Genomic DNA, 26,764 nt, shown 5'->3' on the forward strand with positions numbered 1-26,764 from the left:
ACTATAAAATTATAAATTTATCTCAAAAACAATATTGATATATATATATTAAAATATGTATATATAGTATGAAAAATTTCTATTACTTTATATATAGTTAAAACTTTATATATTTACAAGGATATAATAAATTAAAATGACTGAAATAATCTCTACAACTATATTATTAATTTTAATCATGGATCCTTTAGGAAATCTTCCCGTCTTTATGACAATTTTAAAAAATTTAAACGCAAAAAGAAGAAGAATAGTAGTTATAAGAGAAATGATTATAGCTTTAATTGTCATGTTAATATTTTTGTTTATTGGAGAAAAAATATTAAATATTCTTAGCTTAAAAACTGAAACAGTATCTATATCTGGTGGAATTATTCTGTTTTTAATTGCTATTAAAATGATTTTTCCTTCGGAAGATAACAATGGGTCATCTTCGAACGAAGAACCTTTTTTAGTTCCACTAGCAATTCCATTAGTTGCAGGACCATCTTTATTAGCTACATTAATGTTATTATCTCATCAATATTTGCATCATATGTCATATTTAGTAGGATCTTTATTAATAGCATGGTGTTTTACTATTATAGTGTTATTACTATCAGGCTTTTTTTTAAAATTATTTGGTTCTAAAGGTGTAAATGCGTTAGAACGATTAATGGGTTTAATACTAATTATGCTTGCTACTCAAATGTTTCTTGATGGAATTAGAACATGGTTCCAAAATTAAATAAATTTTACTTTAAAAGCTAATTTTTTATTAAAAAATAAATTATTATATATTTTATATAACCTGTTATTACAAATAATTGATAACAGGTATAAATAACTTATTAAAAATTTTATAAAAAAATCAATAAAAAGGTACTTTTATGAAAATAAGAAATATGAATGAACTTGATATACAAAATAAAAGAGTTTTAATAAGATGTGATCTAAATGTTCCTATCCAAAATGGAATTATACAATCTGACGCTAGAATATTAGCTTCACTTCCTACAATTGAATTAGCACTTCAAAAAAAAGCAAAAGTTATTATTATGTCTCATTTAGGACGACCAAAAAATGAATGTTATGAAAAAAAATATTCATTATTTCCTGTGTTTAAATATTTAAAAAAAAAAATAAATTACACAAAAGTGTATTTTTCTGATAATTATTCAAATATCACTCCAATAAAACCTGGAGAAATGCTCATTTTAGAAAATGTTCGTTTTAACTCAGGAGAATTAAAAAACGATGCTATTTTATCTAAAAGATACTCTAACTTATGTGATATTTTTGTTATGGATGCTTTTGGAAGTGCACATAGAAAGCAAGCATCAACATATGGAATTGGAAAATTTGTAAATATTGCATGCGCAGGGCCCCTTTTAATATCTGAAATAACTATGCTTAAAAAAGCATTAAAAAATCCTCAACGTCCTATGATCTCTATAGTAGGAGGATCTAAAGTTTCAACTAAATTTAATGTATTAAACAAACTATCTAGTATTTCAGATACTTTAATAGTTGGAGGTGGAATTGCAAATACTTTTTTAGCAATTGATTATAATGTTGGTAAATCATTACATGAGCCAGAATTTGTGCTAAAAGCTAAAAAATTACGTGATAACTATAAAAATATCGTAATACCAATTGATTCACGTGTAGGAAAAAATTTTTCTGATACTGAACCATGTATAATTAAATTACCATCAAAAATAAAAGAAAATGAAGAAATTATGGATTTTGGTGATGAAACTATAAAAAAAGTTGTTAAAATAATTGAGAAAGCAAAAACAATTATTTGGAATGGACCTGTAGGGGTATTTGAATTTTTTAATTTTAGAAAAGGAACGGAAAATATCGCCAAAGCAATAGCAAATAATTCTGGATTTTCAATAGCTGGAGGAGGCGATACATTATCTGTTATTGATATGTTTTCTATTAAAAATAAAATTTCTTATATTTCAACAGGAGGCGGTGCATTTCTAGAGTTTATTGAAGGTAAAAAACTTCCTGCAATAAATATGTTAGAAAAAAATTTTTCAATAAATACTAAATAATGTTTTAATTAAAAAAATTTAAATAATAGGAAAGAATTTGAATAATTTAAAATCTATTAAACCTGGCGTTATAACAGGTGATGAATGTCAAATAATATTTGAATTAGCTAAAGAAAAACAATTTGCAATACCAGCAGTTAATTGCATAGGTACTGATTCAATCAACGCTGTACTACAAACAGCTTCTAGAATAAAATCTCCTGTTATTATACAATTTTCATTTGGAGGAGCTTCTTTTATTGCGAGCTCTAAAAAAATATTTAAATCAGATCAAGAACAAGCTATAAAAGGAGCTATATCAGGAGCTAAACATGTACATTTAGTTGCAGAAAGCTATAATATTCCAGTAATACTTCATACCGATCATTGTTATAAAGAAATATTACCATGGATTGACGGTTTAATTAAAGAAGGGGAAAAACATTATAAAATTTATAAAAAACCTCTTTTTACTTCTCATATGATTGATTTATCCAAAGAATCATTAAAGGATAACATTTCAATTTGTAGTTCATATTTAAAAAAATTAAAAAAAATCAATATGATGTTAGAGATTGAACTGGGATGTACAGGAGGGGAAGAAGACGGAATAGATAATAGTAAAATTAGAAAAGAATTACTTTATACAGAACCTAAAGATGTTAGTTACGCATATGAAAATTTAATTAAAATTAGTAAAAATTTTACTATAGCTGCCGCATTTGGAAATGTACATGGAGTTTATAAAATTGGAAATGTTCATTTAAAACCTATGATTCTTAAAGAATCACAACACTATATTAGCACTAAATATAAGCTAGAAAAACTACCATTAAATTTTGTGTTTCACGGTGGATCAGGATCAGATCTAAACGCAATTAAAGAATCTATTAAATACGGTGTCGTTAAAATGAATATTGATACTGATATACAGTGGGCTGCTTGGAAAGGTGTATTAAATTTTTATAAAGAAAATAAAGATTTTTTACAAAATCAACTAGGTAATAAAACAGGAAAAAACCAACCAAATAAAAAATATTATGATCCAAGATCTTGGATAAGAAAATCTCAAGAATCAATATCTAAAAGATTAGAAAAAACATTTCAAGAACTAAATGCACTAAATATTCTGAAAGTATAATAAATATTTATGTTCAAATCCGGGGAATAAATAAAAATATTCTCCGAAAATTTAAAAATAATAATTAATACAATAACAATTTAGATATTTTAAATAACATGCTTGTTTTTAAAGCTATATAAAAAGAGATAAAAATGGATGAACTTAATGTAGTAAGTGATATTAATCATGCAGGTAATTGGATAATACGAAATCAAGAATTATTATTTGGATATATAATTAATTTAACCTCATCTATTGTAATTTTAGTTTCTGGTATGTTTGTGGCAAAAATAATATCTAACGGAGTTAATCAAATATTAATTACTCGTAATATTGATGCTACTATTGCAGGTTTTCTTTCTGCTTTGATGAGATATATTATTATTACTTTTACATTGATTGCTGCATTAGGAAGAATAGGTGTTCAAACAACTTCTGTTATTGCTATATTAGGTGCTGCTGGAATGGCTATCGGATTAGCATTACAAGGTTCTTTATCTAATTTTGCAGCAGGTGTTTTATTAGTAACATTAAGACCTTTAAAAACAGGAGAATATGTAAATTTAGGAAGTGTAGCAGGAACAGTGTTAAATATTCATATTTTTTATACAACCTTACGTACTTTAGATGGTAAAATTGTAGTTGTTCCAAATAACAAAATAATTTCTGGAAATATTATTAATTATTCAAGAGAACCTGCTAGAAGAAATGAATTTTCTATAAGTGTTGCATATAATACAGATATTGATTTGGTTATAAAAGTACTTCGAAAAGTAATAGAAAATGAAAATAGAGTTATAAAAGATCGAGATATTATAATTGGTTTAAGTGAATTAGCACCATCTTCTTTAAATTTTATTGTCAGATGTTGGAGTAATACAGATGAATTAAATTCAGTATATTGGGATTTAATGGCTGAATTTAAAAAAGCATTAGATAAAAATAATATTAATATTCCTTATCCACAAATAGATGTTCATCTATACAAAAAAAAATAAATATTAAATTAAATATTTTATATTTATAAATTGTTAATTTAACAATAAAAAGGTTTTTATGTTTTTTTTATATAAATTTAATCAATTAAATACACTATTTTTAAAAATATGCAAAATTATTAAACAAAAACCACTTCCATATATTTTTGAAAAAGAAATTATTATTCATGACAACGAGATATTATTTCAATATTTAAATATATTCACAGCTAATTATACAGGTATTTCATCAGATTTTAAACTAATTAATCCACATATTTTTATTTGGAAGATATTTGAAAAAACAATACCTAAAAATGAAATAAAAAATATTTTACAGAAAACAACTAATGTTTGGAAAATTATGAAAATTATCGAAAAAAATAATTTTCTTGAAAATATTAAGAAAAATGATCATAAAATAAAAAAATTTGAATTTTCGTTTTTAATGGAAAATTTATTTCAAAAATATATTTTATATAGACCGCAATGGATTCAAGACTGGAAAAATAAAGAAAACAAAATACTAAAAACTAATTCAGAAAAATCATGGCAAATAAAATTATGGAATGAAATTATAAATGATAATAAAAGACTTAATCAATCTACTAATAATTTTTCAAGTGTATTTTATAAATTTGAAAATTTAATTAAAAAAAAAGTAAAATTGCCTAAACGTATTTTTGTTATCTGGTCACTTCCTATAAATCCATCATATATAGAAATATTTCATAAAATAAGTATACATACTAATGTATATTTTTTATATTTAACTGCTTATAAAAATAATACAATTAGTTCTAAAGTAGTTATAAATGATCATTTATCTCATTTAAAATCAAAAAATAATTTTTATAATACATTAGAAGAGCTATGGGGCAAATATGAAAATTCTTATTTATTTTTTATAAAAAATTTAAAAAATATTAAAATTAAGAATTATTTTGAAAAATATTATACAGATAACTTATTAAATAATATTAAAAACAATATTTTAAGCTTTCAAAAAAATAAAAAATCATCAAAAAAAATCATCAATCCTAAAGATAATTCAATTTCTGTAAATATTTGTTATAGCAAACAACATGAAATTGAAGTTTTATATAAAATAATAATAGAAATACTCAATACAAACAAAAATATAAAACCTCATGATATTGTTGTTACTTCTTTTTCGTTAAATAGTTATACGACAAATATTCATTCCGTGTTTAAATCAAATAACGAACAAGAAAAAATATCTTTTTATATTTCTGAAAAAAATTGTAAAAATACACAAAAAATATTTTATTTTTTTAACAAAATATTAAACTTATCTAACATTCGATTTAACAATGAAGAAATTTTAGAATTACTTGATATTCCAATAATAGCAAAAAATTTTAATATTTCAGAAGAAGAAATAAAAACTCTACATAATTGGGTTGTAGCTACAAATATTAGATGGGGTATAAATAAACAACATAAAAATGATTTATATTTCTTAGAAATTGATCAAAATACTTGGTTTTATGGAATTAAAAAATTATTACTAAGTTATGCAATAAATGAAAAAAATAAAATTTGGAATAATATTTTATCATTTATTTCTATTGATTTTTCTAAATCAGAATTAATAGGAAAATTATCATATTTAATTAGCATATTAAATAAATGGCGTTTAAAATTATCAAAATCAAAAAAAATCAAATATTGGCGTTTATTATTTAAATCTTTTATAAGTGATTTTTTTCATCAACCAACAGAATTCGATCACATACTTATAGCAATTGATAAAAAATGGAAAACAATGATTGATGAAATTATATTATCTGAATATCAAAAAAAAATAACTATTGACATTTTAAAAAAAAATTTTTCATATATTATAAACTATACAAGCAATAAAAAATATAAACTAGGAGTTATAAATTTTTGTCATCCTTCTATAGTATGTTATATACCATTTAAAATGGTATATATCATAGGATTAAGTTCTGAAGAATTATGTAAAAAAAATAACATAGATCACATTAATCTTTTAAAGAAATATCCATTAATTACTGATATTAACATTGATGATGAAATAAATTATTTTTTCCTAAAAAATTTTATAGCTGCTACAGAATATTTTTATATGAGTTATATTGGGTATTCATTAAAAAATGAAAATAAAATATATCCACCTTGTTTAATTGAGCAGTTAATTAATTACATTGCATTACATTTTTATTTTAAAGGAGATAAAAAATTACAAATAGAAGATAATATAAAAAAAATATCACAATATCTTTGTAAAAAACATAAAAAAGAACATATTTATAATAAAATAAGTATAAAAAAAACAGAAAATACAAAAAAAAATAAAATTAAAAACATTCATGAAATATTTTTTAAAAATATAATTGATTTAAAAAGTTTTGAAAAAAAAAGTTTTTTTATCAATTTAAAAGATTTAATATCTTTTTGGAAAAATCCAATACGATATTTTTTTAATTATACATTAAACACAAAATTTACAATAAAACAAAAATTATCGATAACTGAACCCTTTATTATCGATCAATTAGAAAGTTTTAAAATAAGTAAACTTTTATTAGAAAAAATGATAAATAAGGAAGATTTAAAAACTATATTAGAACAAATAAAATTATCTGGAATATTGCCATATGGAAGCTTTGGGGAAATAGCTTTACAAAATAAATGTAAAGAAATTAAAGAAATAGTAGAAATAATTAATCAATTTAGAATACTGCCTCAAAAAAAAGATTTTAATCTTAAAATAGAAAAATATTATATTAAAGGAACTTTAAAAGAAATACAAAGTACAGGTTTATTGCGATGGAAAACAAGTTTAATCAACTATTCTGATCGAGTCTCATTATGGTTAGAACATTTAGTTTATTGTATTTTAGGTGGTGTAGGAGAGAGTACAATTATAGGATGTAAAAAGCAAATATTTTCATTTCGTTCTCTATCATACAAGAAAGCATACAAATATCTTTTAACATATATTAAAGGGTATATAAAAGGCATTAATAGTCCTTTATTATTAACAAAATCAGGTATAGCTTGGTTTGATAAAGTTTATGATATAAAAAATCAATGTATTCATAAAAATCCTAATATTAAAAAAGAAGCATATAAAAAATTATATAAAAAATGGATAGGAAATTCTTATATACAAGGAGAAAAACAAGATGTTTATATACAAAAAATAATTTCAAAATTAGATATAAAAAAAATCTGTCATATTTCTAAAAAATGGTTAACTCCATTATTAAAATACAAAAAAATTAATGAAAAAAAAATTAAATATATTCGAAATACCATTTAATGGTGTGAATTTAATTGAAGCTTCTGCTGGAACAGGTAAAACTACAGCAATCGTATTAATGTATTTACGATTATTGCTTGGGATAGATAATAAAAAAAACATTAAACCATTATTAATACAAGAAATATTAATAGTCACTTTTACTAATTTTGCTAAAGATGAAATACATAAAAGAATCAAAAAAAACATTGAAAAACTACATTTATATTGCATTACTCAAAATACTAATAATTCTATTTTAAAGCCATTTTTAGAAAAAATAAAAAATTTAGAAGAAGCAATATATATTTTAGAACGAGCGAAACAAAATATAAATTATATAGCTATTTATACTATACATGGATTTTGCAAAGATATTTTGCAATTAAATTTTTACAATATTAATGAAAAAATAATTGAAAATGAAGAATTATTATATTTACAAGCTACAGAAGATTTCTGGAGATCTTATTTTTATCAACTGCCAAAAAATATTATTAATATAATCTCGAAAGATTATAAAAATCCAGAAGCTCTTTTATCTGAATTAAAACCAATATTTAATTTTAATACAATAAATTTTAATAAAAAATTTACTAAAAATCAAAATCCTATAACTTGCCATGAAGATAATATTAAAATAATAAACACTTTTAAAAAAAAATGGTTAGATTTTAATCTAATTATATTGGATATAATTCGAAAATCAAAGCCTAATAAAAAAATATATAATGAACGGAATATATCTAGATGGAGAAAAAATATTACAACATGGGCTGAGTCTACAACTGAAAATTATCAAATACCAATTGAATTAAAGTATTTTTCACAAGCAACAATAACAAAAAATATAAAAAGTAATTACATTCCATGTCATATCTTTTTCAAAGATATTGAAGAAATATTAAAAAAAAAATTTTCCTTAAAAAATATCATTTTATTTCAAGCTATAAAAAAAATATCTAAACTTGTAAAAAAAGAAAAAAATAAAAAATTTTTATTAGGGTTTAATGATTTATTAAATAATCTTCTAAAATATATTAAAAAAGATAAAAAATTAAAACAATTAATCATTAAAAAATATCCAGTAGCATTTATTGATGAATTCCAAGATACTGATATTCAACAATATGAAATTTTTAATATTTTATATAATATAAATAATGAAAAAACAGCATTATTTCTTATAGGAGATCCAAAACAATCAATATATAGTTTTAGAGGAGCAGATATTTTTTCTTATTTACATGCTAAATCTAAAATTAAACAATATTATTATCTTGATACAAACTGGAGGTCTTCAAAAAATATATGTGAAGCTACAAATGATTTATTTTCACGCAATAAAAAACCATTTTTTTTCAAGAATATTCCATTTGAAAAAATTTCTCCTTCATTTGAAAATCAAAATATGCAATTTAAAATACAAGGAAAAATTCAAAATGCTATAAGTTTATTTTTTAAAAAAAAAGAGAAAATATATATTGAAGATTATCAAGAATGGATCGCAAAACAATGCGCAAATGAAATTTATTATTGGTTAATTTGTGCCAAAAAAGGTCAAGCAACACTAATTAATAAAGATGAAAAAAAAATTTTAAAAGAAAGTGACATTGTTATATTAGTAAAAAATAAAAATGAAGCAAATATTATTAAAAATTCACTAGAAAAAGTAAACATTAAATCTATTTATTCATCTTCTAGTACAAGTGTATTTAAAACAAGCGATGCTTGTGAACTTCTTGTAATACTTAAAACTATTTTACAACCAACTAATATAAAATTATTAAAACAATCTATTTTTACACATATTTTTTATGAAATTTTATTAAAATCAGAAAAACAAAAAAATACAGATAAATCATATTTTATAATCAAAAAATTATATAAATATCGTAATATATGGAAAAATACAGGAATTTTTTATACCATTAAAACTATAATATTAGACTATCAAAAATATTCTAATAATTTAGATAAATATAAATACTCTCAAAAAAATATAAATTTTTTACATATAGCAGAATTATTAGAAGAACAATCCGAAAATTTTCATCAAGAGTCATCTTTAATAAGATGGTTTGAAAAAAAAATATTGGAAAAACAAAACATATTAGAAAATGAAAATATTCGACATTTTAAACAATCTAACGAAATACAAATTATTACAATACATAAATCTAAAGGATTAGAATATCCTATAGTTTGGATTCCTTTTGCAGCAACTTATAAAAAATCGAAATTACATTTATATCATGATAAAAAAAAGTTAAAAATATTTTTTGATTTAGATCAAAGCAAAGCAACTGAAAAAATAGCAGAAGAAGAAAGATTAGCAGAAGATTTACGTCTTTTATATGTTGCTATAACACGAGCTGTTTATCATTGTAGCTTAGGAATGGGAGACATTATCAATAAAAAAAATCAAAAAAAAAGTAATAACTATAAAAGTGCATTAGGATATATTATACAACGTGGATGTCATATGGACTATAACAGTTTGTTATACGAAGTAAACACATTAAATGTGAAATCATACATAACAATCAAACATGATACGGTAAATATTAAAATTTCTTCTATTAAAGAAGATGTATATTTTCTATCTCAACCTAAATATCTAATTAACAAAATACAAAATTATCTTCAAACAACAAGTTTTACAAAATTAAAAAAAGAAAATATCTCTATCAATCAAAATAATTGTAATATCAACTATACTTTCAATCATCACAACATACATCAAGAAAAAATAATATTTGAAAATTTTCCAATAGGAGAAAAAACTGGAATTCTTATACACTATATATTAAATAAAATTAATTTTTCGGAAAAATTAAATATTGATTTTTTTTATAAATCTTTAAAAGAACATGGATTTTCAGAAAAATGGGCTCCCGTATTAATATCTTGGATAAATAAAATTATTCATATAAATTTAAAAAATTTAAATTTTAATTTATCTATGTTAAAATCAAATCAATATATAAAAGAAATGAAATTTTTTTTGCCTATACAAAAAGCATTATATAGTATAGATTTTAATCACATTGTTAAATCTTTTGATCCAATTTCTTCTCTTTCACCCAAAATATCTTTTAATCCAGTTACTGGAATTTTAAAAGGATCTATTGATTTAGTTTTTTTTTGGAAGAAAAAATATTATATAATAGATTATAAATCTAATTATCTAGGTAATTGTAAAAATTCATATTCTTTAAAAAATATTAAAAAAGAAATAATTAAAAATCGATATGATTTACAATATCAAATATATACAGTTGCATTACATCAATATTTAAATAAAAAAGTAAAAAAATATGAGTATAAAAATAATTTTGGCGGAATATTTTATATGTTTTTAAGAGGAATAGATAAAACAGATAAAAACAATGGCATTTTCTATATAATGCCAAATTATTTATTAGTTAAAAATTTAATTAATTTATTTTTAGTTAACAATTAAAAAATGTTACTTATATGAAAAATTTATTAAAAAATTTAGTAAAAAATCAAACTATACGTATGATTGATTTTATTTTTTCACAATTTATTTCTAAAACAAATAATATTATTATGTTAGTAGCAGCTTGTACAAGTTTTGAAAGCAATAATGGTCATCTTTTTTTATCGATTGAATATTTTCAAAAAAATAATTTTTTTTCTGTTAACAATAAAAAAATTATTAAAAAAATATTATTTATTTTAAATACAAACCAAATAAACTGGTTTTTTGAGTTATCTAAACATCATGCTGTTAGTAATGGAGATATTACAACTCCCTTGGTGTTGTTTCAAAAAAAAATTTATCTCTATAAAATATGGAAATCTGAAAAAAATATTTTAAAATATTTATATCAAAAAAAAATATATTTCGAATTTGATTTAATGACAACTTGCGAAATTTTAAAAAAATTATTTCCTAGTAAAGAATATAATGCTCAAAAAACAGCGGTAGCACTAAGTTTAATAAATCAAATATTTTTTATATTAGGAGGCCCTGGAACCGGAAAAACTACTGTAATAATAAAAATTATTATTGCATTAATAAAAAATACAAAAAAAAATATTAAAATACAATTATCAGCACCTACAGGAAAAGCTACAACACGTCTAATTGAAATACTAAATAATCATAAAATATTTGATTTGTATATATCCTCAGAAGAAAAAAAACTATTTATTTTACCACCTGTAACTATACATCAACTATTAGGCATTTCAAAAACATCTGATAAAATTTTTTTTAATAAGAAAAATCCTTTAAATATAGATATTTTAATTATTGACGAAGTATCTATGATAGATATTTTTATGATGCATAATATTTTTTCTGCTCTACAAAAAAATACTAAAATTATTTTTATTGGAGATCATAATCAATTATCACCAATAGGAGCAGGTTCTATTTTAAAAAAAATTTATAATTATTCACATGATGGTTATAGTTTAGAAACTATATCTTATTTAAAAAAAATTACACAATATTCAAATTTATTTAATAAAGAAAACAAAAATAATACTTTTTTAATAAGTGATAAAATATGCATTTTAAAAAAAAATTATAGATTTAAAACAAATTCGGGAATTGATATATTGTCAAATTCAATTAATCAAAATAAAAAAGAAATTTTTATTAAATTATTTAATAATTTAATAAAAAATGTTTTCTTTTATGAAACTAATTGTGAAAATCAATATGAAAAAATGATAAATAAAATTATTTTTTATAATAAAGAATATTGGGATAAAATAGAAAGAAAAGAAAATATAAAAGAAATTATAAAAAGGTTTAAAGCACATCAAACATTGTGCGTTATAAAAGATGGTCCATTTGGAATAAAACACATAAACAAAACTTTAGAAAATATAATGTATAAAAAAAATATTATTAAAAAATATTTTTATATTAACAATCAAATATGGTATTTAGGAAAACCCATTATTATCACAAAAAATAATAAATATTTAAATTTATCTAATGGTGATATAGGAATTACTAATTTTGATCAGCAACAAAAACTACAAGTATGTTTTTTAAAAGATAATAATAGTACGAAATGTATTCCGGTTGATTTACTAGAAAACTATGAAACTGCTTGGTGTATTACTGTTCATAAAGCGCAAGGTTCTGAATTTAATCAAACAACATTAATACTACCAAATACAGATTTAAAAATTTTAAATAAAGAAATTTTATATACAGCAGTTACAAGATCTCGAAAAATATTAAGTATTTTTTCAAATAAAAAAATATTTATTAAAACAGCAAAAAAAAATAAAATTTTTTAATATATTAAAATAAATCCATCATTAAAATTTTAGAACAACGTTGATAATTATACATTTTTTTCTTACTTTCAGGCAGTTTGTCAACACTTACAACAACAAATCCTCTTTCTTGAAACCAATGAATACTATGTGTAGTAAGTACAAATATTTTTTTTAAATTTATTTTTTTTGCATTTAATTTAATTTTTTTAAGTAACCAGTCACCTCTAGAAGAATTACGATAATCAGGATGCACCGCAACACATGCCATTTCTCCCAAATTTTCTTTAAAAAAAGGATACAGTGCAGCGCATGCAATAGTTAAGTTATCACGCTCAATAATTGTAAATTTATCTACTTCCATTTCTAATTGCTCTCTTGATCTGCGAACTAAAATTCCTTTTTTTTCTAAAGGTCGAATTAATTCTAAAATTCCCCCAATGTCATTAATATTAGCTTGCCTAATTTTTTCTGCAGACTCCATAACCATTTGTGTTCCAATACCATCACGAGAAAATAATTCCTGTAATAAAGCTCCATTTTTATGATAGCTAATTAAATGACTTCTATTTACACCATTTTTGCAAGCTTTTATAGATCCCCTTAAAAATCGAATTGTTGAAGAAATATAATCTCCATTTTTTTCTAATTTTACAATCTTATTATTTATATCATCAGGTAGTAATTCTGAAATAGTTTTTCCCTGATCATCAAGAACTCCTTGATTACTACAAAAACCTATCATTTTTTCTGCTTTTAACTTAATACTAACTTGCGTAGCAATTTCTTCAGAAGTTAAATTAAAACTTTCTCCTGTAACAGAAACTGCAACAGGACCAATTAAAACTATAGCACCATTTGTTAATTGACAATCAATAGCTTTTTTATCAATTCTTCTGATTCGACCAGTATGTATATAATCTATCCCATCATCTATACCTAACGGTTGTGCAATAATAAAGTTACCGCTTACAACATTAATATTTGCTCCTTGTAGAGGAGTATTACTTAAACTCATTGAAAGACGAGCAGTAATATCAAGTTGTAATCTTCCTGCTGCTTGTTTAACTTGTTCTAAGCATAGCAAATTAGTAACACGTACATATTTATGATATATTATTTCAATTTTATTTTCATTTAAATTTGAATTAATTTGAGGACAAGCTCCATATACTACTACTAATCGAATACCTAAACTATGTAACAAACCAATATCGTTAATAATACCAAAAAAATTTCCATATTTAATTGCTTCACCGCTTAGCATAATTACAAATGTTTTTCCACGGTGAGCATTAATGTAAGGAACGCTATGGCGAAAACCCTGAACTAATTCAGTAGTGCGCTCTTTCATGATAATCCTCTTGCTTTTTAAATCGAACCTATATATTATTTTTTAAATAAAAATAAGATTTATATTATTTAAATTAAGATAATTAAATTATATAATACCAATGTCAAATACATCATATGATAAAATTTTTAAAAATAAAAATTTTATCATCAAAAATGATTTAAATATTATAAAATTTGGATGATTTTTTAAGATAGAGGTGTTTTTGGTTGCGGGAGCTGGATTTGAACCAACGACCTTCGGGTTATGAGCCCGACGAGCTACCAGACTGCTCCACCCCGCTTCAGTCAGTAAAGAATACATCTTTAATAAAAAAAATGCAACCTTTTTTTTAAAAAACATGTTTATTTTTTAATATATTTACTTGTTTAAATAAATTTAACAATATTTAATAATATTACTATGATTAATTACAATATTTTTAAAATTCAAAATAATGAAAATATAAGTAAAATAATAATAAATATAATGCTTATATTTATCATTTCATGTAATAATTATGATTTTAATCAAGGTCAACAATATCAAAAAAAATTAATTAAAAATTTTACTGAAACAAAAAGAATAAATATTAAAACTAAATTAGTTAATCAAAAAGATTTTATTCTACAATTAGAAAAAATTAAAAAATTTTCTCCAAGTTTATATTTAAAAAATTTTGTTCTTTACAATAGTATTAAAAAATGGTTAAAAACATCAGATTTTAATACATTGAGTCAATTCGAAATTAAAATGTTTCAAATGAAAGGAGTAGACAATTATGGCAATGTTAAAATTACTGGATACTATACACCAATAGTTCAAGCTAGAAAAATAAAAAAAGATAACTTTATTTACCCGATATATCAAATGCCATCTATTTTTAAAAAAAATCAAGTTTTACCACAAAGAAAAGAGATATATAATGGTATTTTAAAAAAAAAATATATTTTAGCTTATAGCAATTCTTTAATAGACAATTTCATTATGGAAATTCAAGGAAGTGGTTTTGTAGATTACGGCAAAGGAAATTCATTAACTTTTTTTAGTTATTCAAAAAAAAACAATTGGCCTTATACAAGCATAGGAAAAATTTTAATAAAACGAGGTGAAATAGATAAAAAAAATATTTCTATGCAAAGTATTAAAAATTGGTGCAGTAAACATACAGATTTAGAAGTTCAAAAATTACTTGAAGAAAACAAATCTTTTGTTTTTTTTAAAGAAACTAAAAAAAAAGAAGTATTTGGATCTAGTTCTGTACCATTAATCGCAAAATCAGCTATAGCTGTAGACAAATCTATAATTAAAAATGGTAGTGTTTTATTAGTACAAATACCTTTACTTAATGAAAAAGGCGTTTTTATTCATAAATATGAAATGCGATTATTATTGGCATTAGATGTAGGAGGAATGATTAAAGGACAGCATTTTGATATTTATCAGGGTATTGGAGAAAAAGCGGGTATACAAGCAGGCTTTTATAATCACTATGGGAATGCTTGGATATTAAAAACAAATTTTAAAAATAACTAAATATTAAAAATATGAATATTATTCAATCCGGAATTACAAATAAAACAGCATCAATTGCGATAATTATTTCTCGATTTAATCAATTTATTAATAATCACTTATTATCTGGAGCGCTAGATACATTAATTAGATTAGGGCAAATCAAAAAAGAAAATATTTTAAAAATATATGTTCCTGGAACTTATGAAATACCTATAATAGCAAATTATATTGCAAAACATAAAAAATATAATGCTATTATTGCAATAGGAACAATTATTAAAGGCAGTACAGATCATTTTAAGTATATTGCAAGTGATACATATAATAATCTTTCTCGAATCAGTATGAAATATTTTATTCCAATTACATTAGGAATATTAACTACAAATAATCTAGAACAATCTATTGAAAGATCAGGTTTAAAAATGGGTAATAAAGGATCTGAAGCTGCGTTAGCAGCATTAGAAATGATTAATATTATTGAAAAATTAAAAAAAAGTAATGATTAAATCATGAAATATAATGAATTTGAAATTATTTCTCATTTTTTTAATAAGCACAAAAAAAAAGAAAAAAACCTTATTAAAGGTATTGGAGACGATAGCGCATTAATTAAAATACCAAAAAATAATATTCTTGCGATTAGTACTGATACTTTAGTAGAAGGAACGCATTTTTTTAAAAACATAACTCCTGAAAATTTAGCTTATAAAACAATTGCTGTAAACCTGAGCGATTTAGCTGCTATGGGAGCACTTCCTAAATGGATAACACTTTCTATTACTATGCCTAAATCAAACAATAAATGGTTAAAATGTTTTAGTGAAAATTTTTTTAAAATTTTAAATCAATATAAAATTACACTTATAGGCGGAGATACTAACTGTGGTCCTTTAAGTATTACACTAAGTGTTTATGGTTTAATTCAAGGAAAAAAGACATTATTAAGAAAAAATGCTAAAGAGGGAGATTTAATATATGTTACAGGATGTCTTGGAGAAAGTGCTGCTGGTTTCTTTTTGCTTCAAAAAAAAAAAAAAATAGATATAAAAATACAAAAATATTTAATTCAAAAACATCTTAATCCTATTCCTAGAATTTCTGAAGGTATAATATTAAGAAAATTTGCTAATGCAGCCATAGATATATCAGATGGATTAGTTTCTGATTTAGGGCATATATTAGAAAAAAGTCAATGTGGAGCTGATATAGAACTAAATAAATTACCTATTTCTAAAAAATTAACGAATAATTTTAAAAAAAATAATTATTTTGATTGGGCATTATATTTTGGAGAAGACTATGAATTATGTTTTACGGTTTCTAAAAAAAACATTAAAAAATTAAATTTTGCTATTAAAAAACATTTAATTCAATGTAAACACATTGGATATATTACTTCAAAAGAAAAAGGCTTTAATTTAATAGAAAATAATAAAAAAATTAATTTTAAAAAAACTGGTTTTAATCACTTTAATTAAAATAATTTTTAAAAATTTTTGGTAAAATATGAAAAAAACATTGTATATGAAACGAGCAATACAACTTAGTAAATTAGGAGAATTTACAACTGCTCCAAATCCTAATGTTGGTTGTGTAATTGTCAATAACGATCATATTGTTGGAGAAGGATGGCATAAAAAATATGGAGATAATCATGCTGAAGTTAACGCATTAAATATGGCTGGAAAAAAAGCAAAAGGAGGAACAGCATATATTACATTAGAACCATGTAATCACTTTGGAAAAACACCGCCATGCTGTGATGCTTTAATTAACGCTGGAATAGTTCATGTAATAATATCAAATTTAGATCCCAATCCAAAAGTATCTGGAAAAGGGGTTATTTATCTTAAAAAAAATAATATTTCTGTAGAAATAGGTTTATTATCGAAAGAATCTAAAAAATATAATAAAGGTTTTTTTAAACGTATGAATACTGGATTTCCATGAATTCAACTTAAATTAGCAATGTCAATAGACGGAAGAATTGCAATGAAAACCGGTGAAAGTAAATGGATTACTTCTCAAGATTCGCGTCAAGATGTGCAAGTATTTCGCGCAAAAAGTTCAGCAATTTTAAGTACTAGTAAAACTATTATAAATGATAATGCGCAATTAACTGTTCGAAAAGAAGAATTTAATAAAAAAATACTATCGCAATTTCCTGAAAAAAATTTTAAACATCCAATAAGAGTTATTATAGATAGTCAAAATAGAATAAACAAATCACATAAAATAATGAATACAAAAGAAAAAATTTTATTAATAAGATTAAAACAAGACGATGAATTATGGCCAGATAATGTAAAACAAATTATAATTAAACCATATAAAAAAAAAATTAACGTTCTATCTACATTAAAATTTTTAGGAGAGTTAGAAATTAACACTGTATGGATAGAAGCTGGTAGTAAATTATCTGGTGCGTTATTAAAGATGAAATTAATAGATGAAATAATTATATATATCGCGCCCAAAATATTAGGGCACGAAGCAAAACCATTATTTTTTTTGAAAAATAACTTAAAGTTATTTGAATGTATTAAATTTAATTTTTTGAATTTAAAGAAAATAGGACCAGATATTAGATTAATATTAGAACCTCAAAAATAATAAAAAACTAGGAAAATGTTATGATAAATCCATATTTTCGAAGAAAAGCGCGTGCTTGTGCTTTACAAATGCTTTACTCTTGGGAAATTTCTCAAAACAATATTAAAGATAATACAATAGAATTTTTAAAAGAAAAAAACAAAAGAAATATTGACTTAGAATATTTTTATGATTTAATTTTTGGAATCACTCATAACTGTGAAAATATAGATAATTTAATGAAACCATATTTGTCACGTTCACTCAAAAAAATAGGACAAGTAGAGAAAGCTATTCTTAGAATTTCATTCTATGAACTATATAAAAGAAATGATATACCTTATAAAGTTTCTATTAATGAAGGTATCGAATTAGCTAAATTATTTGGATCAGAAGATAGTCATAAGTTTATTAATGGAGTTTTAGATAAAGCTGCATTAAAAATAATCAAAGAAAAAAAATAAAATTATATGCTAAAATGCTTTGACAATCTTAAAATGATGATGAAATCCAAGAAAAAATTTTTTTTTCAATTCCTTGAGCATCTAATTCATAATTATGTCTAATTTCTTGTTGACTACCTTGAGAAATAAACATATCTGGAACTCCAATATTTAATACTGGAAGTAAAATTTTTTTTATCATAATAAATTCATTTACCGAACTACCTGCTCCCCCTGAAATAATTCCTTCTTCAATAGTAACAAAAAATTTATATTGAGAAGATAACTCTATAATGATATTAGTATCTAATGGCTTAACAAATCGCATATCAACTAATGTTGCATTTAAATTATTTGCAGCTAATAAAGCTTCTTCTAATAAAACACCAAAATTTAAAATGGCTATTTCTTGACCAACTCTTTTTAGAATAGATTTTCCTAGTGGTATTATATTCATTGGAGCTAATGGTACTCCTACTCCCTTTCCTTTAGGATATCTTACTACAGTTGGGCCTTTTTTATACATATATCCAGTATACAACATTTGCCTACATTCATTTTCATTGCTTGGAGTCATAATTACAAGACCAGGAATACATCTTAAATAAGCTAAATCAAATACACCTTGATGTGTAGGACCATCATTTCCTACTATCCCCGCTCTATCAATAGCAAATAAAACAGATAATTTTTGTAAGGCAACATCATGTATAATTTGATCATAAGCACGCTGTAAAAAAGTAGAATAAATTGAAACAACTGGATTATACCCTGCAGCAGCCAAACCAGCTGCAAAAGTAACCGCATGCTGTTCAGCAATAGCAACGTCAAAATATTGATTAGGAAACAAACGAGAAAAATTCAACATACCTGAACCTTCACACATCGCAGGTGTAATTGCTATTAGTTTTTTATCAACACTTGCTATTTCACATAACCAAGAACCAAAAACTTCTGAATAAGTAATAGTTTTATTAAAAGACGAAAGACTATTTTGCGGAATTGTGTGCCATTTAATGGGATCTAATTCTGCTGGAAGATAACCTTTTCCTTTTTTAGTAATTAAATGTAACAAACAACTGCCTTTTTTGTTTTTTATGTCTTTTAAAATATTAATTAAATAAAAAATATTATGGCCATCAAAAGGTCCTAAATATTGAAAAGATAAGTTTTCAAAAAACGAATTTTTTAATATATCATTATATTTAATATTTTTTAAATTTTTTAAATGTTTACTTAAAGCACCTGTATTTTTAGAAATAGACATATCATTATCATTTAAAATAACTAATAAATCAGGTTGTATTTCACCAGCATGATTCATAGCTTCAAAAGCCATACCAGAAGTCATTGCTCCATCGCCAATAACACAAATAGTTTTTCTATTTTTTCCTTCTTTTTGAGCTGCAATAGATAAACCCAAACCTGCGCTAATGGAAGTAGAAGAATGACCTGTTCCAAAAACATCAAATTGACTTTCTTCACGAAAAGGAAATGGATGTAAACCATTTTTCTTTCTAATGTTAATTATTTTTTTTGCTCTTTCAGTTAAAATTTTATGCGGATAAGATTGATGACCTATATCCCATAACAAATTATCAAATGGAGTATTGTAAACATAGTGTAAAGCAACCGTGATTTCAACTACACCTAATCCAGATGCACAATGACCCTCTGTAATAAAAATTATATCCAATAAATATCTTCGTAATTCACAGCACAATTGAGGTAATTTTTCAACTGGTAAATATCGCAAACTTTTAACTGAATCAGCTAAAAATAACGTTGGATATTTTTTAATATCAAAATTCATTAGGAACTCATTATTAAATTCATTTCGAGCGTTGAATTATAAAATCTGTTAACGATTCTAACTTATTTATAATAAAGCATTTTTTTTTTAAAATTTTTAAAATACACAATGCTTCCTGGTATAAAATTTTTATTTTTTTTTGAGATTGATTCATTCCAATTAAATATGGATATGTACTATATATATTTTGATTCTCATTTTTTTTTATTTTTTTAGTATCATTTTTAAAATCAAAAATATCATCTTGAATTTGAAATGCTAAACCAATAACAACAGAAAAACGATCTAATAACAATAATATTTTTTTAGAAAAAAAATTTGAAGATAAATATGATAGCCGAACAGAAGATCTAATTAAAAATGCAGTTTTATATAAATTAATTTTTTCTAATTCAGTAATATTGAGTTCTTTTGTATCTTTTTGCAAATCTAATGTTTGTCCGATACACATACCAGAAGAACCAATAGAATAAGATAATTCAGAAATAATTTTTATACGTTTTTTATCAGAAACACCAGGCATAATATGTGTAGATAAAACATTAAATGCTAAACTTTGTAAAGCATCTCCAGCAAGTATAGCAAAATTTTCACCATATTTTACATGACAAGATAGCTTTCCTCTTCTAAAATAATCATTATCAATACATGGCAAATCATCATGAATTAAAGAATAAGAATGAATTAACTCAATAGCTATAGATATTATATCTAATGTAATGATGTTTACTTTGAACATTTCTCCAATAATGTAAACCAAACATGAACGTAATCTTTTTCCTCCTGTTAAAGTTCCATATTTCATAGATTTTATAAGAATTGAACTCTGAAAAGGCAAACTATTTAATAAATCAAGTAATTTTTCATCTATGCGATTTTGATAAAAATTATAAAAGTCAGAAAAATTCACATTTAAAAACCTAAAAATTAAAAAAATAATTAATATAAAATTTTATTAATTATACTATATAAATATTATTTTTTACAAAAACAATTAAATAAAAGCCATATAAAAACTAAAAAAACTTCAAATAAAAAAATTTGTGAAACATTTAAAAAAGTATATAACCATCCATTGATAATTCCTCCTAAGGATATTCCTAGATATTGACTAGTAGAATAAATACTCATAATACTACCTTTACAATCATTAATGAATATTTTTCGACTTAAATATGAAGGAAGAAACACTTCTAATATATTAAATGCAATAAAAAATATCTGTAAAGATAATATTAAATATAACAAGTTATGATATAAAAACAAAAAAAACAATGATGATAAAAAAATAAAAAAAACACATATTTCAATAATGTTTTTTAAACAAAAATATAAAGAACCATAAACAATTATAAAATATAAAATAAAAAAAGAAAATATTATTGTAAATAAGTAAATAATCCAATGATAGTTTGAAACTAGTCCAGATAACTCTAATTGCTGCGGTATAATCAAAAAATGCATTGTCAATAAAAAATGCAAGCAAAATATACTAAAATAAAATCTACAGAAATTTATATTAAATAAATATTTAATATTTTTTTGATTAAAAAATTTTATTTCTTTTTTTAACTTCTTTATTTGATATTCTTGATTTCTATAAGAAGGGATGATAAAAAAAACAATTAAAATACAAATAATTGAAAATATAGCAGAAAACCAAAAAATAAAAGAAAAATTAAATGTTTCAATAATTAATGATCCAAAAACAATGGAAATCAAAAAAGAAATAGCAAAACTAGCACCTATAGCAGAAATAGATTTAACATGATTTTCTTTTCTTACTAAATCAGATAAAAACGCCATAGAAACACCAGAAATAGCACCAGAACCTTGAATAAATCGTCCAATTATGAGACCCCAAATAGAATTTGTGCTCGCAGATATAATACTACCAATTAAAAAAACAAAGAGTCCAAATATAATTATTTTTTTTCGGCCAAATTGATCAGATAAAAAACCAAATGGGATTTGAAATATCATTTGAGCAATCGCATAAACACTAACAGATAAACCAATTAAAAATTTATTTCCTCCATTTAAATATAACCCATATTTACTTAATACTGGAAGAATAGAAAATACACCTAACATACGTAATAAAAAAACAACGCAAAAACTTAATGTTACTTGTAATTCAAAAAAATTCATTTTATAATTTTTCATATTAAATCCAATATTTTCTGAAAACTTTTTATACTATAAAAAATTATGTTATCAATGAAAAATACTAAAAAATATATAAACTACGAAAAAATAGAAAAAGATCAAGAAGGATACTTAAAAAACAATAAAGATTGGAATATTTACTTAGCAGAAGAAATTGCAAAAAAAGAAAAAATTATACTTACAGATAATCATTGGGAAATAATATATTTTATAAGAGATTTTTATTTTAAATATAATATTACTCCATCAATGCGTATGCTAATTAGTGGTATTAAAAAAAAACTAGACAAAAAAATTCATAGTATTTATTTATTTCAACTATTTCCTAAAGGTCCAGCACAACAAGCTAGTAAAATAGCCGGAATACCGAAACCTTCACAATGTTTATAAAATTACACACTAAAACCTAAAATTAATCGAAATTAATATATTAAAAAAAATAACTATTATAATAGATAAATAAAATATTCTACTAGAAAATTTAAAGTGATTTTTTTCTTTTATATTTATATAAGATATATATAACCAATATAAATTTAAAATAGAAATAAGAAAAATAAAAATATAACCTAAATAGGTTAGAAAAGTTAATATAAAACTAGATAAACTAAAACATATTATATAGTAAAAAATATGTTTTTTTGTTTTTAATATTCCTTTTACCACAGGAAAAACAGGCAAATTTGCATTTTTATAATCTTCTATATACATAATAGAAATCGCATAAAAATGAGACATTTGCCAAAATATAAAAATAATAAATAAACAAATACTAGCTATACTAATAGTATTATTAACAGCAGAACAACCAATTAAAGAAGGTATTGATCCTGAAAAACTTCCAATAAAAGTGGAATATATCGATGTTCTTTTTAAAAATGTATAAATAAAAACATAAATGATAAATCCAATTATTGATAAAAACATTGATAAAAAATTTACTAAAAAACCTAAGATAAAAAAACCAAATCCACCTACAATAATTCCAAAAATATAGACTGGTATAGGTTTAAGTAATTTTTTTACTAAAACTCTGTTTTTGGTTCGATTCATTTTAGCATCTATTTCTACATCAATTATATTATTAAAAATACAACTAGAAGCAATAACTAAAGATACCCCTAAAACAGTAAAAATAAACAAAAAAACATCAAAATAAAAACGAGATGAAAATAAAAAACTACCTATAATTAAAATTATATTCCCTAAAATAATACGAGGTTTAATTATTTCTAAATAATATTTCATCATATAAACAAATATATTTTCAAGTAATATTTATATCATCATGAGATGATGATTTAAGTTAAACATAATCCATATAGAACCAAATACAACAATAAATATAATAATCAAAATAAATAATAAAGATATTAAATACCAATAATTTTTTTGAGAACTATTTAAATGTAAAAAATATATAAAGTGCACGATAATTTGAACAAAGGCACAAAATAAAATTATTAATCGATTAATTGAATTAGAAAAAAATTGATTTTTAGCAATAAAAAAAGGAATTATAGTTAATAATGTAGAAAATAAAAAACCATATATATAAGATTGCACTTCCTTATTAAAATAAAGTTTTAATTTAAAATATTTACGCATTAAATCACTCCATTTAAATAAATCAAAGTAAAAATACAAACCCATATAATATCTAAAAAATGCCAAAACAAACTAAAACATAATATTCGATCTTGAATATTTTTGGTTAATCCTAATGCAGAGATCTGATAAATAATCGATAATATTAAAATTAAACCAAAAGCAATATGAACACCATGCATACCTATAATTGTAAAAAAAATAGAAAAAAAAGCATGTTGATTAGGAGTATAATTTTCTATAAATAAATTATAAAATTCATTAACTTCTATTATTAAAAAAACTATACCTAAAAAAAAAGTAATTATAAAATAAAAATAAATCATTTTTATATTTTTTTTCTTTTGTTCTATAACTAGCATGGCACATGTTAATGAGCTTAATAACAAAATAAATGTTTCAAAAAAAATAGAAGATAAACTAAAAATTTTATGATTAATAAAATTTATAGGCAAATTGTTAAAAATGATTGCATATACAGCAAATAAAACAGCAAAAATAATACAATCACTCATTAAATATATCCATAATCCAAATAATTTATTATTATGTAAATTATGATTTTTGTCCTTTAAAGAAGGATGATATGTTGGATCATTTATTTTGTTCATCATTTTAAACCTACTTTTTTAATATTTAAAATTTTTTTTTCTTCTATTTTTTTAATTTCTTCTATAGAAACTATATAACTATTATCTTCGTTTATACTTTTTATAATTAAGCTTGTAATTATTGTAAAAAACGACAATACACACAACCAAAAAATATGCCAAACAGCAGAAAAACCAAATATTAAAGATAAAAAACCAATAAAAAATCCTAATTCTGTATTTTTTGGCATATGAATTTCATTATAATTAATATTTTTTATATGTTTTTTTTGTTTTTTTGTTTCCCAAAAATCATCTTTATTTTTAATATAAGGAATAACAGCAAAATTATAAAACGGTGCTGGAGAAGAAGTGGACCATTCTAAAGTTCGTCCATCCCATGGGTCACCAGTAACATCTAAGTTATGATGACGATTTTTTATTGAAATCCAAAATTGAATTATTTGACATACAATACCTATACCAATTAAAACAGCACCAATAGCAGCAATAGATAATAAAAAATGAAATTCTAAATCAATGTTTTGACTTAAACGACGAGTCATACCCATAAAACCTAAAAAATATAAAGGCATAAATGCAGTAAAAAAACCTATTATCCAAAACCAAAATGCACGTTTTCCCCAAGTTTCATTTAATATGAAACCAAATAATTTTGGAAACCAATAATTAATTCCGGCAAAACAACCAAAAACAACACCACCAATTATCACATTGTGAAAATGAGCAACTAAAAATACACTATTATGTAAAATAAAATCAACTGGAGGAATAGATAGTAATACACCAGTCATCCCACCAATAGAAAAAGTTAATAAAAATCCTATAGTCCATAACATTGCGGAATGCATATAAACACGACCTTGATACATAGTAAACAACCAATTAAAAATTTTTACTCCAGTAGGAATTGCTATAATCATAGTAGTAATTCCAAAAAAAGCATTTATATTTGATTCTGCACCCATAGTAAAGAAATGATGCAACCAAACAATAAAAGATAAAATAGTAATTGCTAATGTTGCCCAAACTAAAGATGTATATCCAAATAAACGCTTCTTAGAAAAAGTAGCCACTACTTCTGAAAAAATACCGAATACTGGAAGAACTAAAATGTAGACTTCTGGATGTCCCCAAATCCATATTAAATTAACATACATCATAGCATTTCCACCAAGATCGTTAGTAAAAAAATGAAAATTAAAATAACGATCTAAAGTTAATAATAATAGAGTCACAGTTAATACTGGAAAAGATATAACTATTAATATATTTGTACATAAAGATGTCCAAGTAAATACAGGCATTTTAAACAAGCTCATTCCAGGAGCTCTCATTTTTAGAATAGTTACTAAAAAATTAATTCCTGTCAAAGTAGTACCAATTCCAGAAATTTGAAGACTCCAAATCCAATAATCTACTCCAACTCCAGGACTATATTTAATACCAGACAAAGGCGGATAAGCTAACCATCCAGTTTGCGCAAATTCACCTACTCCTAAAGAAATAGTCAATAATATAGCACTGCTTACATTTAACCAAAAACTTAAACTATTAAGAAAAGGAAAAGCTATATCACGAGCACCAATTTGTAATGGAACTACTAAATTCATTAATCCAATTACAAGAGGCATTGCGACAAAAAAAATCATTATCACACCATGCGCTGTAAATATTTGATCATAATGATGTGGTGGTAAAAAACCATTATTGCCTGAAGATGCAATCATTTGTTGAGCACGCATTAATATAGCATCTACAAAACCTCTAAATAACATAACAAATGCTAATATTCCATACATAATAGCTATTTTTTTGTGATCAACACTAGTAAACCATTCAGACCACAAATACTTCCATTTCCCATAATATGTAATAGCTGAAATTAAACATAATCCAATTAAAATAATACAAGAATAAGTTACCATTATAATAGGTTCATTATAAGGAATTGCATCTAATGTTAATTTTCCAAACATATCTTGCT

Annotated in this window: 20 protein-coding genes, 1 tRNA gene and 1 pseudogene; 13 read left to right on the forward strand and 9 right to left on the reverse strand. The window is 22.9% G+C overall.

Annotated elements, in window-relative coordinates; all coding sequences use genetic code 11:
• Positions 1–136 precede the first annotated feature (136 nt).
• From D9V60_RS02280 to recD, 7 genes are all read left to right on the forward strand, one after another.
• Positions 137–724, forward strand: a complete 588-nt coding sequence (locus D9V60_RS02280; protein WP_158360726.1) for a YhgN family NAAT transporter — start codon at positions 137–139, stop codon at positions 722–724.
• A gap of 142 nt (positions 725–866) precedes the next feature.
• Entirely contained in the window at positions 867–2,042 is a 1,176-nt protein-coding gene (locus D9V60_RS02285) for a phosphoglycerate kinase (RefSeq protein WP_158360727.1), read from the forward strand.
• A gap of 37 nt (positions 2,043–2,079) precedes the next feature.
• Positions 2,080–3,162, forward strand: a complete 1,083-nt coding sequence (fbaA, locus tag D9V60_RS02290) for a class II fructose-bisphosphate aldolase (protein WP_158360728.1) — start codon at positions 2,080–2,082, stop codon at positions 3,160–3,162.
• Between the two features lie 134 nt (positions 3,163–3,296).
• The gene (gene mscS / locus D9V60_RS02295) at positions 3,297–4,142 is read left to right on the forward strand and encodes a small-conductance mechanosensitive channel MscS (RefSeq protein ID WP_158360729.1); all 846 of its coding nucleotides are present in this window, start codon (positions 3,297–3,299) and stop codon (positions 4,140–4,142) included.
• A gap of 58 nt (positions 4,143–4,200) precedes the next feature.
• Positions 4,201–7,437, forward strand: a complete 3,237-nt coding sequence (locus D9V60_RS02300; protein ID WP_158360730.1) for an exodeoxyribonuclease V subunit gamma — start codon at positions 4,201–4,203, stop codon at positions 7,435–7,437.
• Positions 7,400–10,882 (forward strand): exodeoxyribonuclease V subunit beta, encoded by a 3,483-nt coding sequence (gene recB, locus D9V60_RS02305; protein ID WP_158360731.1) that lies wholly within the window; start codon positions 7,400–7,402, stop codon positions 10,880–10,882. Before D9V60_RS02300 ends, recB begins: the two co-directional genes overlap by 38 nt.
• Before the next feature lie 14 nt (positions 10,883–10,896).
• Positions 10,897–12,708: an exodeoxyribonuclease V subunit alpha gene (gene recD, locus D9V60_RS02310; protein ID WP_158360732.1), complete on the forward strand. Its 1,812-nt coding sequence runs from the start codon at positions 10,897–10,899 to the stop codon at positions 12,706–12,708.
• Between the two features lie 4 nt (positions 12,709–12,712).
• On the opposite strand, the gene argA is transcribed toward recD, so the two are convergent.
• Both argA and D9V60_RS02320 read right to left on the reverse strand, forming a co-directional pair.
• The gene (gene argA, locus D9V60_RS02315) at positions 12,713–14,041 is read right to left on the reverse strand and encodes an amino-acid N-acetyltransferase (RefSeq protein WP_158360733.1); all 1,329 of its coding nucleotides are present in this window, start codon (positions 14,039–14,041) and stop codon (positions 12,713–12,715) included.
• A 206-nt stretch (positions 14,042–14,247) separates the two neighbouring features.
• Positions 14,248–14,324, reverse strand: a tRNA-Met gene (locus D9V60_RS02320).
• Between the two features lie 119 nt (positions 14,325–14,443).
• Here D9V60_RS02320 and mltA point away from each other — a divergent pair.
• The 5 genes and pseudogenes from mltA to nusB all read left to right on the forward strand — a co-directional run bounded on the left by mltA (position 14,444) and on the right by nusB (position 18,597).
• A complete protein-coding gene (gene mltA / locus D9V60_RS02325) occupies positions 14,444–15,556 on the forward strand; it encodes a murein transglycosylase A (RefSeq protein ID WP_158360734.1) in 1,113 nt (370 codons plus the stop codon).
• Between the two features lie 11 nt (positions 15,557–15,567).
• The gene (gene ribE / locus D9V60_RS02330; protein WP_158360735.1) at positions 15,568–16,047 is read left to right on the forward strand and encodes a 6,7-dimethyl-8-ribityllumazine synthase; all 480 of its coding nucleotides are present in this window, start codon (positions 15,568–15,570) and stop codon (positions 16,045–16,047) included.
• Between the two features lie 3 nt (positions 16,048–16,050).
• Entirely contained in the window at positions 16,051–17,019 is a 969-nt protein-coding gene (thiL, locus tag D9V60_RS02335) for a thiamine-phosphate kinase (RefSeq protein WP_158360736.1), read from the forward strand.
• Between the two features lie 46 nt (positions 17,020–17,065).
• Positions 17,066–18,154, forward strand: a pseudogene (ribD, locus tag D9V60_RS03160) (bifunctional diaminohydroxyphosphoribosylaminopyrimidine deaminase/5-amino-6-(5-phosphoribosylamino)uracil reductase RibD).
• Positions 18,155–18,177: 23 nt separating this feature from the next.
• On the forward strand, positions 18,178–18,597 hold the full coding sequence (gene nusB / locus D9V60_RS02350; RefSeq protein WP_158360880.1) for a transcription antitermination factor NusB: 420 nt from the start codon (positions 18,178–18,180) through the stop codon (positions 18,595–18,597).
• 28 nt (positions 18,598–18,625) lie between these two features.
• Here nusB and dxs read toward each other — a convergent pair whose 3' ends face one another.
• The 3 genes from dxs to D9V60_RS02365 form a co-directional block, all read right to left on the reverse strand.
• On the reverse strand, positions 18,626–20,389 hold the full coding sequence (gene dxs, locus D9V60_RS02355) for a 1-deoxy-D-xylulose-5-phosphate synthase (RefSeq protein WP_158360738.1): 1,764 nt from the start codon (positions 20,387–20,389) through the stop codon (positions 18,626–18,628).
• A gap of 19 nt (positions 20,390–20,408) precedes the next feature.
• Entirely contained in the window at positions 20,409–21,299 is an 891-nt protein-coding gene (locus D9V60_RS02360; RefSeq protein WP_258013296.1) for a polyprenyl synthetase family protein, read from the reverse strand.
• Positions 21,300–21,364: 65 nt separating this feature from the next.
• Entirely contained in the window at positions 21,365–22,555 is a 1,191-nt protein-coding gene (locus D9V60_RS02365) for an MFS transporter (protein ID WP_258013297.1), read from the reverse strand.
• A 54-nt stretch (positions 22,556–22,609) separates the two neighbouring features.
• On the opposite strand from D9V60_RS02365, the gene D9V60_RS02370 reads away from it, so the two are divergent.
• On the forward strand, positions 22,610–22,948 hold the full coding sequence (locus D9V60_RS02370) for a TusE/DsrC/DsvC family sulfur relay protein (RefSeq protein ID WP_258013298.1): 339 nt from the start codon (positions 22,610–22,612) through the stop codon (positions 22,946–22,948).
• A 9-nt stretch (positions 22,949–22,957) separates the two neighbouring features.
• On the opposite strand, the gene cyoE is transcribed toward D9V60_RS02370, so the two are convergent.
• From cyoE to cyoB, 4 genes are read right to left on the reverse strand one after another with little or no spacing between them, the layout of a single operon-like run.
• Entirely contained in the window at positions 22,958–23,809 is an 852-nt protein-coding gene (cyoE, locus tag D9V60_RS02375) for a heme o synthase (protein ID WP_158360740.1), read from the reverse strand.
• A gap of 27 nt (positions 23,810–23,836) precedes the next feature.
• Positions 23,837–24,166, reverse strand: coding sequence for a cytochrome o ubiquinol oxidase subunit IV (gene cyoD / locus D9V60_RS02380; RefSeq protein WP_158360741.1), 330 nt, complete (start codon positions 24,164–24,166; stop codon positions 23,837–23,839).
• Positions 24,166–24,780 carry a cytochrome o ubiquinol oxidase subunit III gene (cyoC, locus tag D9V60_RS02385; RefSeq protein ID WP_158360742.1) on the reverse strand — a complete coding sequence of 205 codons (615 nt, stop codon included), beginning with the start codon at positions 24,778–24,780 and terminating at the stop codon, positions 24,166–24,168. The genes cyoD and cyoC overlap by 1 nt, the downstream gene beginning before the upstream one ends.
• A complete protein-coding gene (gene cyoB, locus D9V60_RS02390; RefSeq protein ID WP_158360743.1) occupies positions 24,777–26,756 on the reverse strand; it encodes a cytochrome o ubiquinol oxidase subunit I in 1,980 nt (659 codons plus the stop codon). Before cyoB ends, cyoC begins: the two co-directional genes overlap by 4 nt.
• Positions 26,757–26,764: the final 8 nt, after the last annotated feature.

It is taken from the genome of Buchnera aphidicola (Aphis craccivora) (assembly GCF_005082145.1).
Taxonomy (GTDB): Bacteria; Pseudomonadota; Gammaproteobacteria; order Enterobacterales; family Enterobacteriaceae; genus Buchnera; species Buchnera aphidicola_U.

Coding starts and splice junctions, on each gene's coding strand:
- D9V60_RS02280 (WP_158360726.1), top strand. CDS start 137: ATGACTGAAATAATCTCTACAACTATATTATTAATTTTAATCATGGAT.
- D9V60_RS02285 (WP_158360727.1), top strand. CDS start 867: ATGAAAATAAGAAATATGAATGAACTTGATATACAAAATAAAAGAGTT.
- mscS (WP_158360729.1), top strand. CDS start 3,297: ATGGATGAACTTAATGTAGTAAGTGATATTAATCATGCAGGTAATTGG.
- D9V60_RS02300 (WP_158360730.1), top strand. CDS start 4,201: ATGTTTTTTTTATATAAATTTAATCAATTAAATACACTATTTTTAAAA.
- recB (WP_158360731.1), top strand. CDS start 7,400: ATGAAAAAAAAATTAAATATATTCGAAATACCATTTAATGGTGTGAAT.
- recD (WP_158360732.1), top strand. CDS start 10,897: ATGAAAAATTTATTAAAAAATTTAGTAAAAAATCAAACTATACGTATG.
- argA (WP_158360733.1), bottom strand. CDS start 14,041: ATGAAAGAGCGCACTACTGAATTAGTTCAGGGTTTTCGCCATAGCGTT.
- mltA (WP_158360734.1), top strand. CDS start 14,444: ATGATTAATTACAATATTTTTAAAATTCAAAATAATGAAAATATAAGT.
- ribE (WP_158360735.1), top strand. CDS start 15,568: ATGAATATTATTCAATCCGGAATTACAAATAAAACAGCATCAATTGCG.
- thiL (WP_158360736.1), top strand. CDS start 16,051: ATGAAATATAATGAATTTGAAATTATTTCTCATTTTTTTAATAAGCAC.
- dxs (WP_158360738.1), bottom strand. CDS start 20,389: ATGAATTTTGATATTAAAAAATATCCAACGTTATTTTTAGCTGATTCA.
- D9V60_RS02365 (WP_258013297.1), bottom strand. CDS start 22,555: ATGAAAAATTATAAAATGAATTTTTTTGAATTACAAGTAACATTAAGT.
- D9V60_RS02370 (WP_258013298.1), top strand. CDS start 22,610: ATGAAAAATACTAAAAAATATATAAACTACGAAAAAATAGAAAAAGAT.
- cyoE (WP_158360740.1), bottom strand. CDS start 23,809: ATGATGAAATATTATTTAGAAATAATTAAACCTCGTATTATTTTAGGG.
- cyoD (WP_158360741.1), bottom strand. CDS start 24,166: ATGCGTAAATATTTTAAATTAAAACTTTATTTTAATAAGGAAGTGCAA.
- cyoC (WP_158360742.1), bottom strand. CDS start 24,780: ATGATGAACAAAATAAATGATCCAACATATCATCCTTCTTTAAAGGAC.
- cyoB (WP_158360743.1), bottom strand. CDS start 26,756: ATGTTTGGAAAATTAACATTAGATGCAATTCCTTATAATGAACCTATT.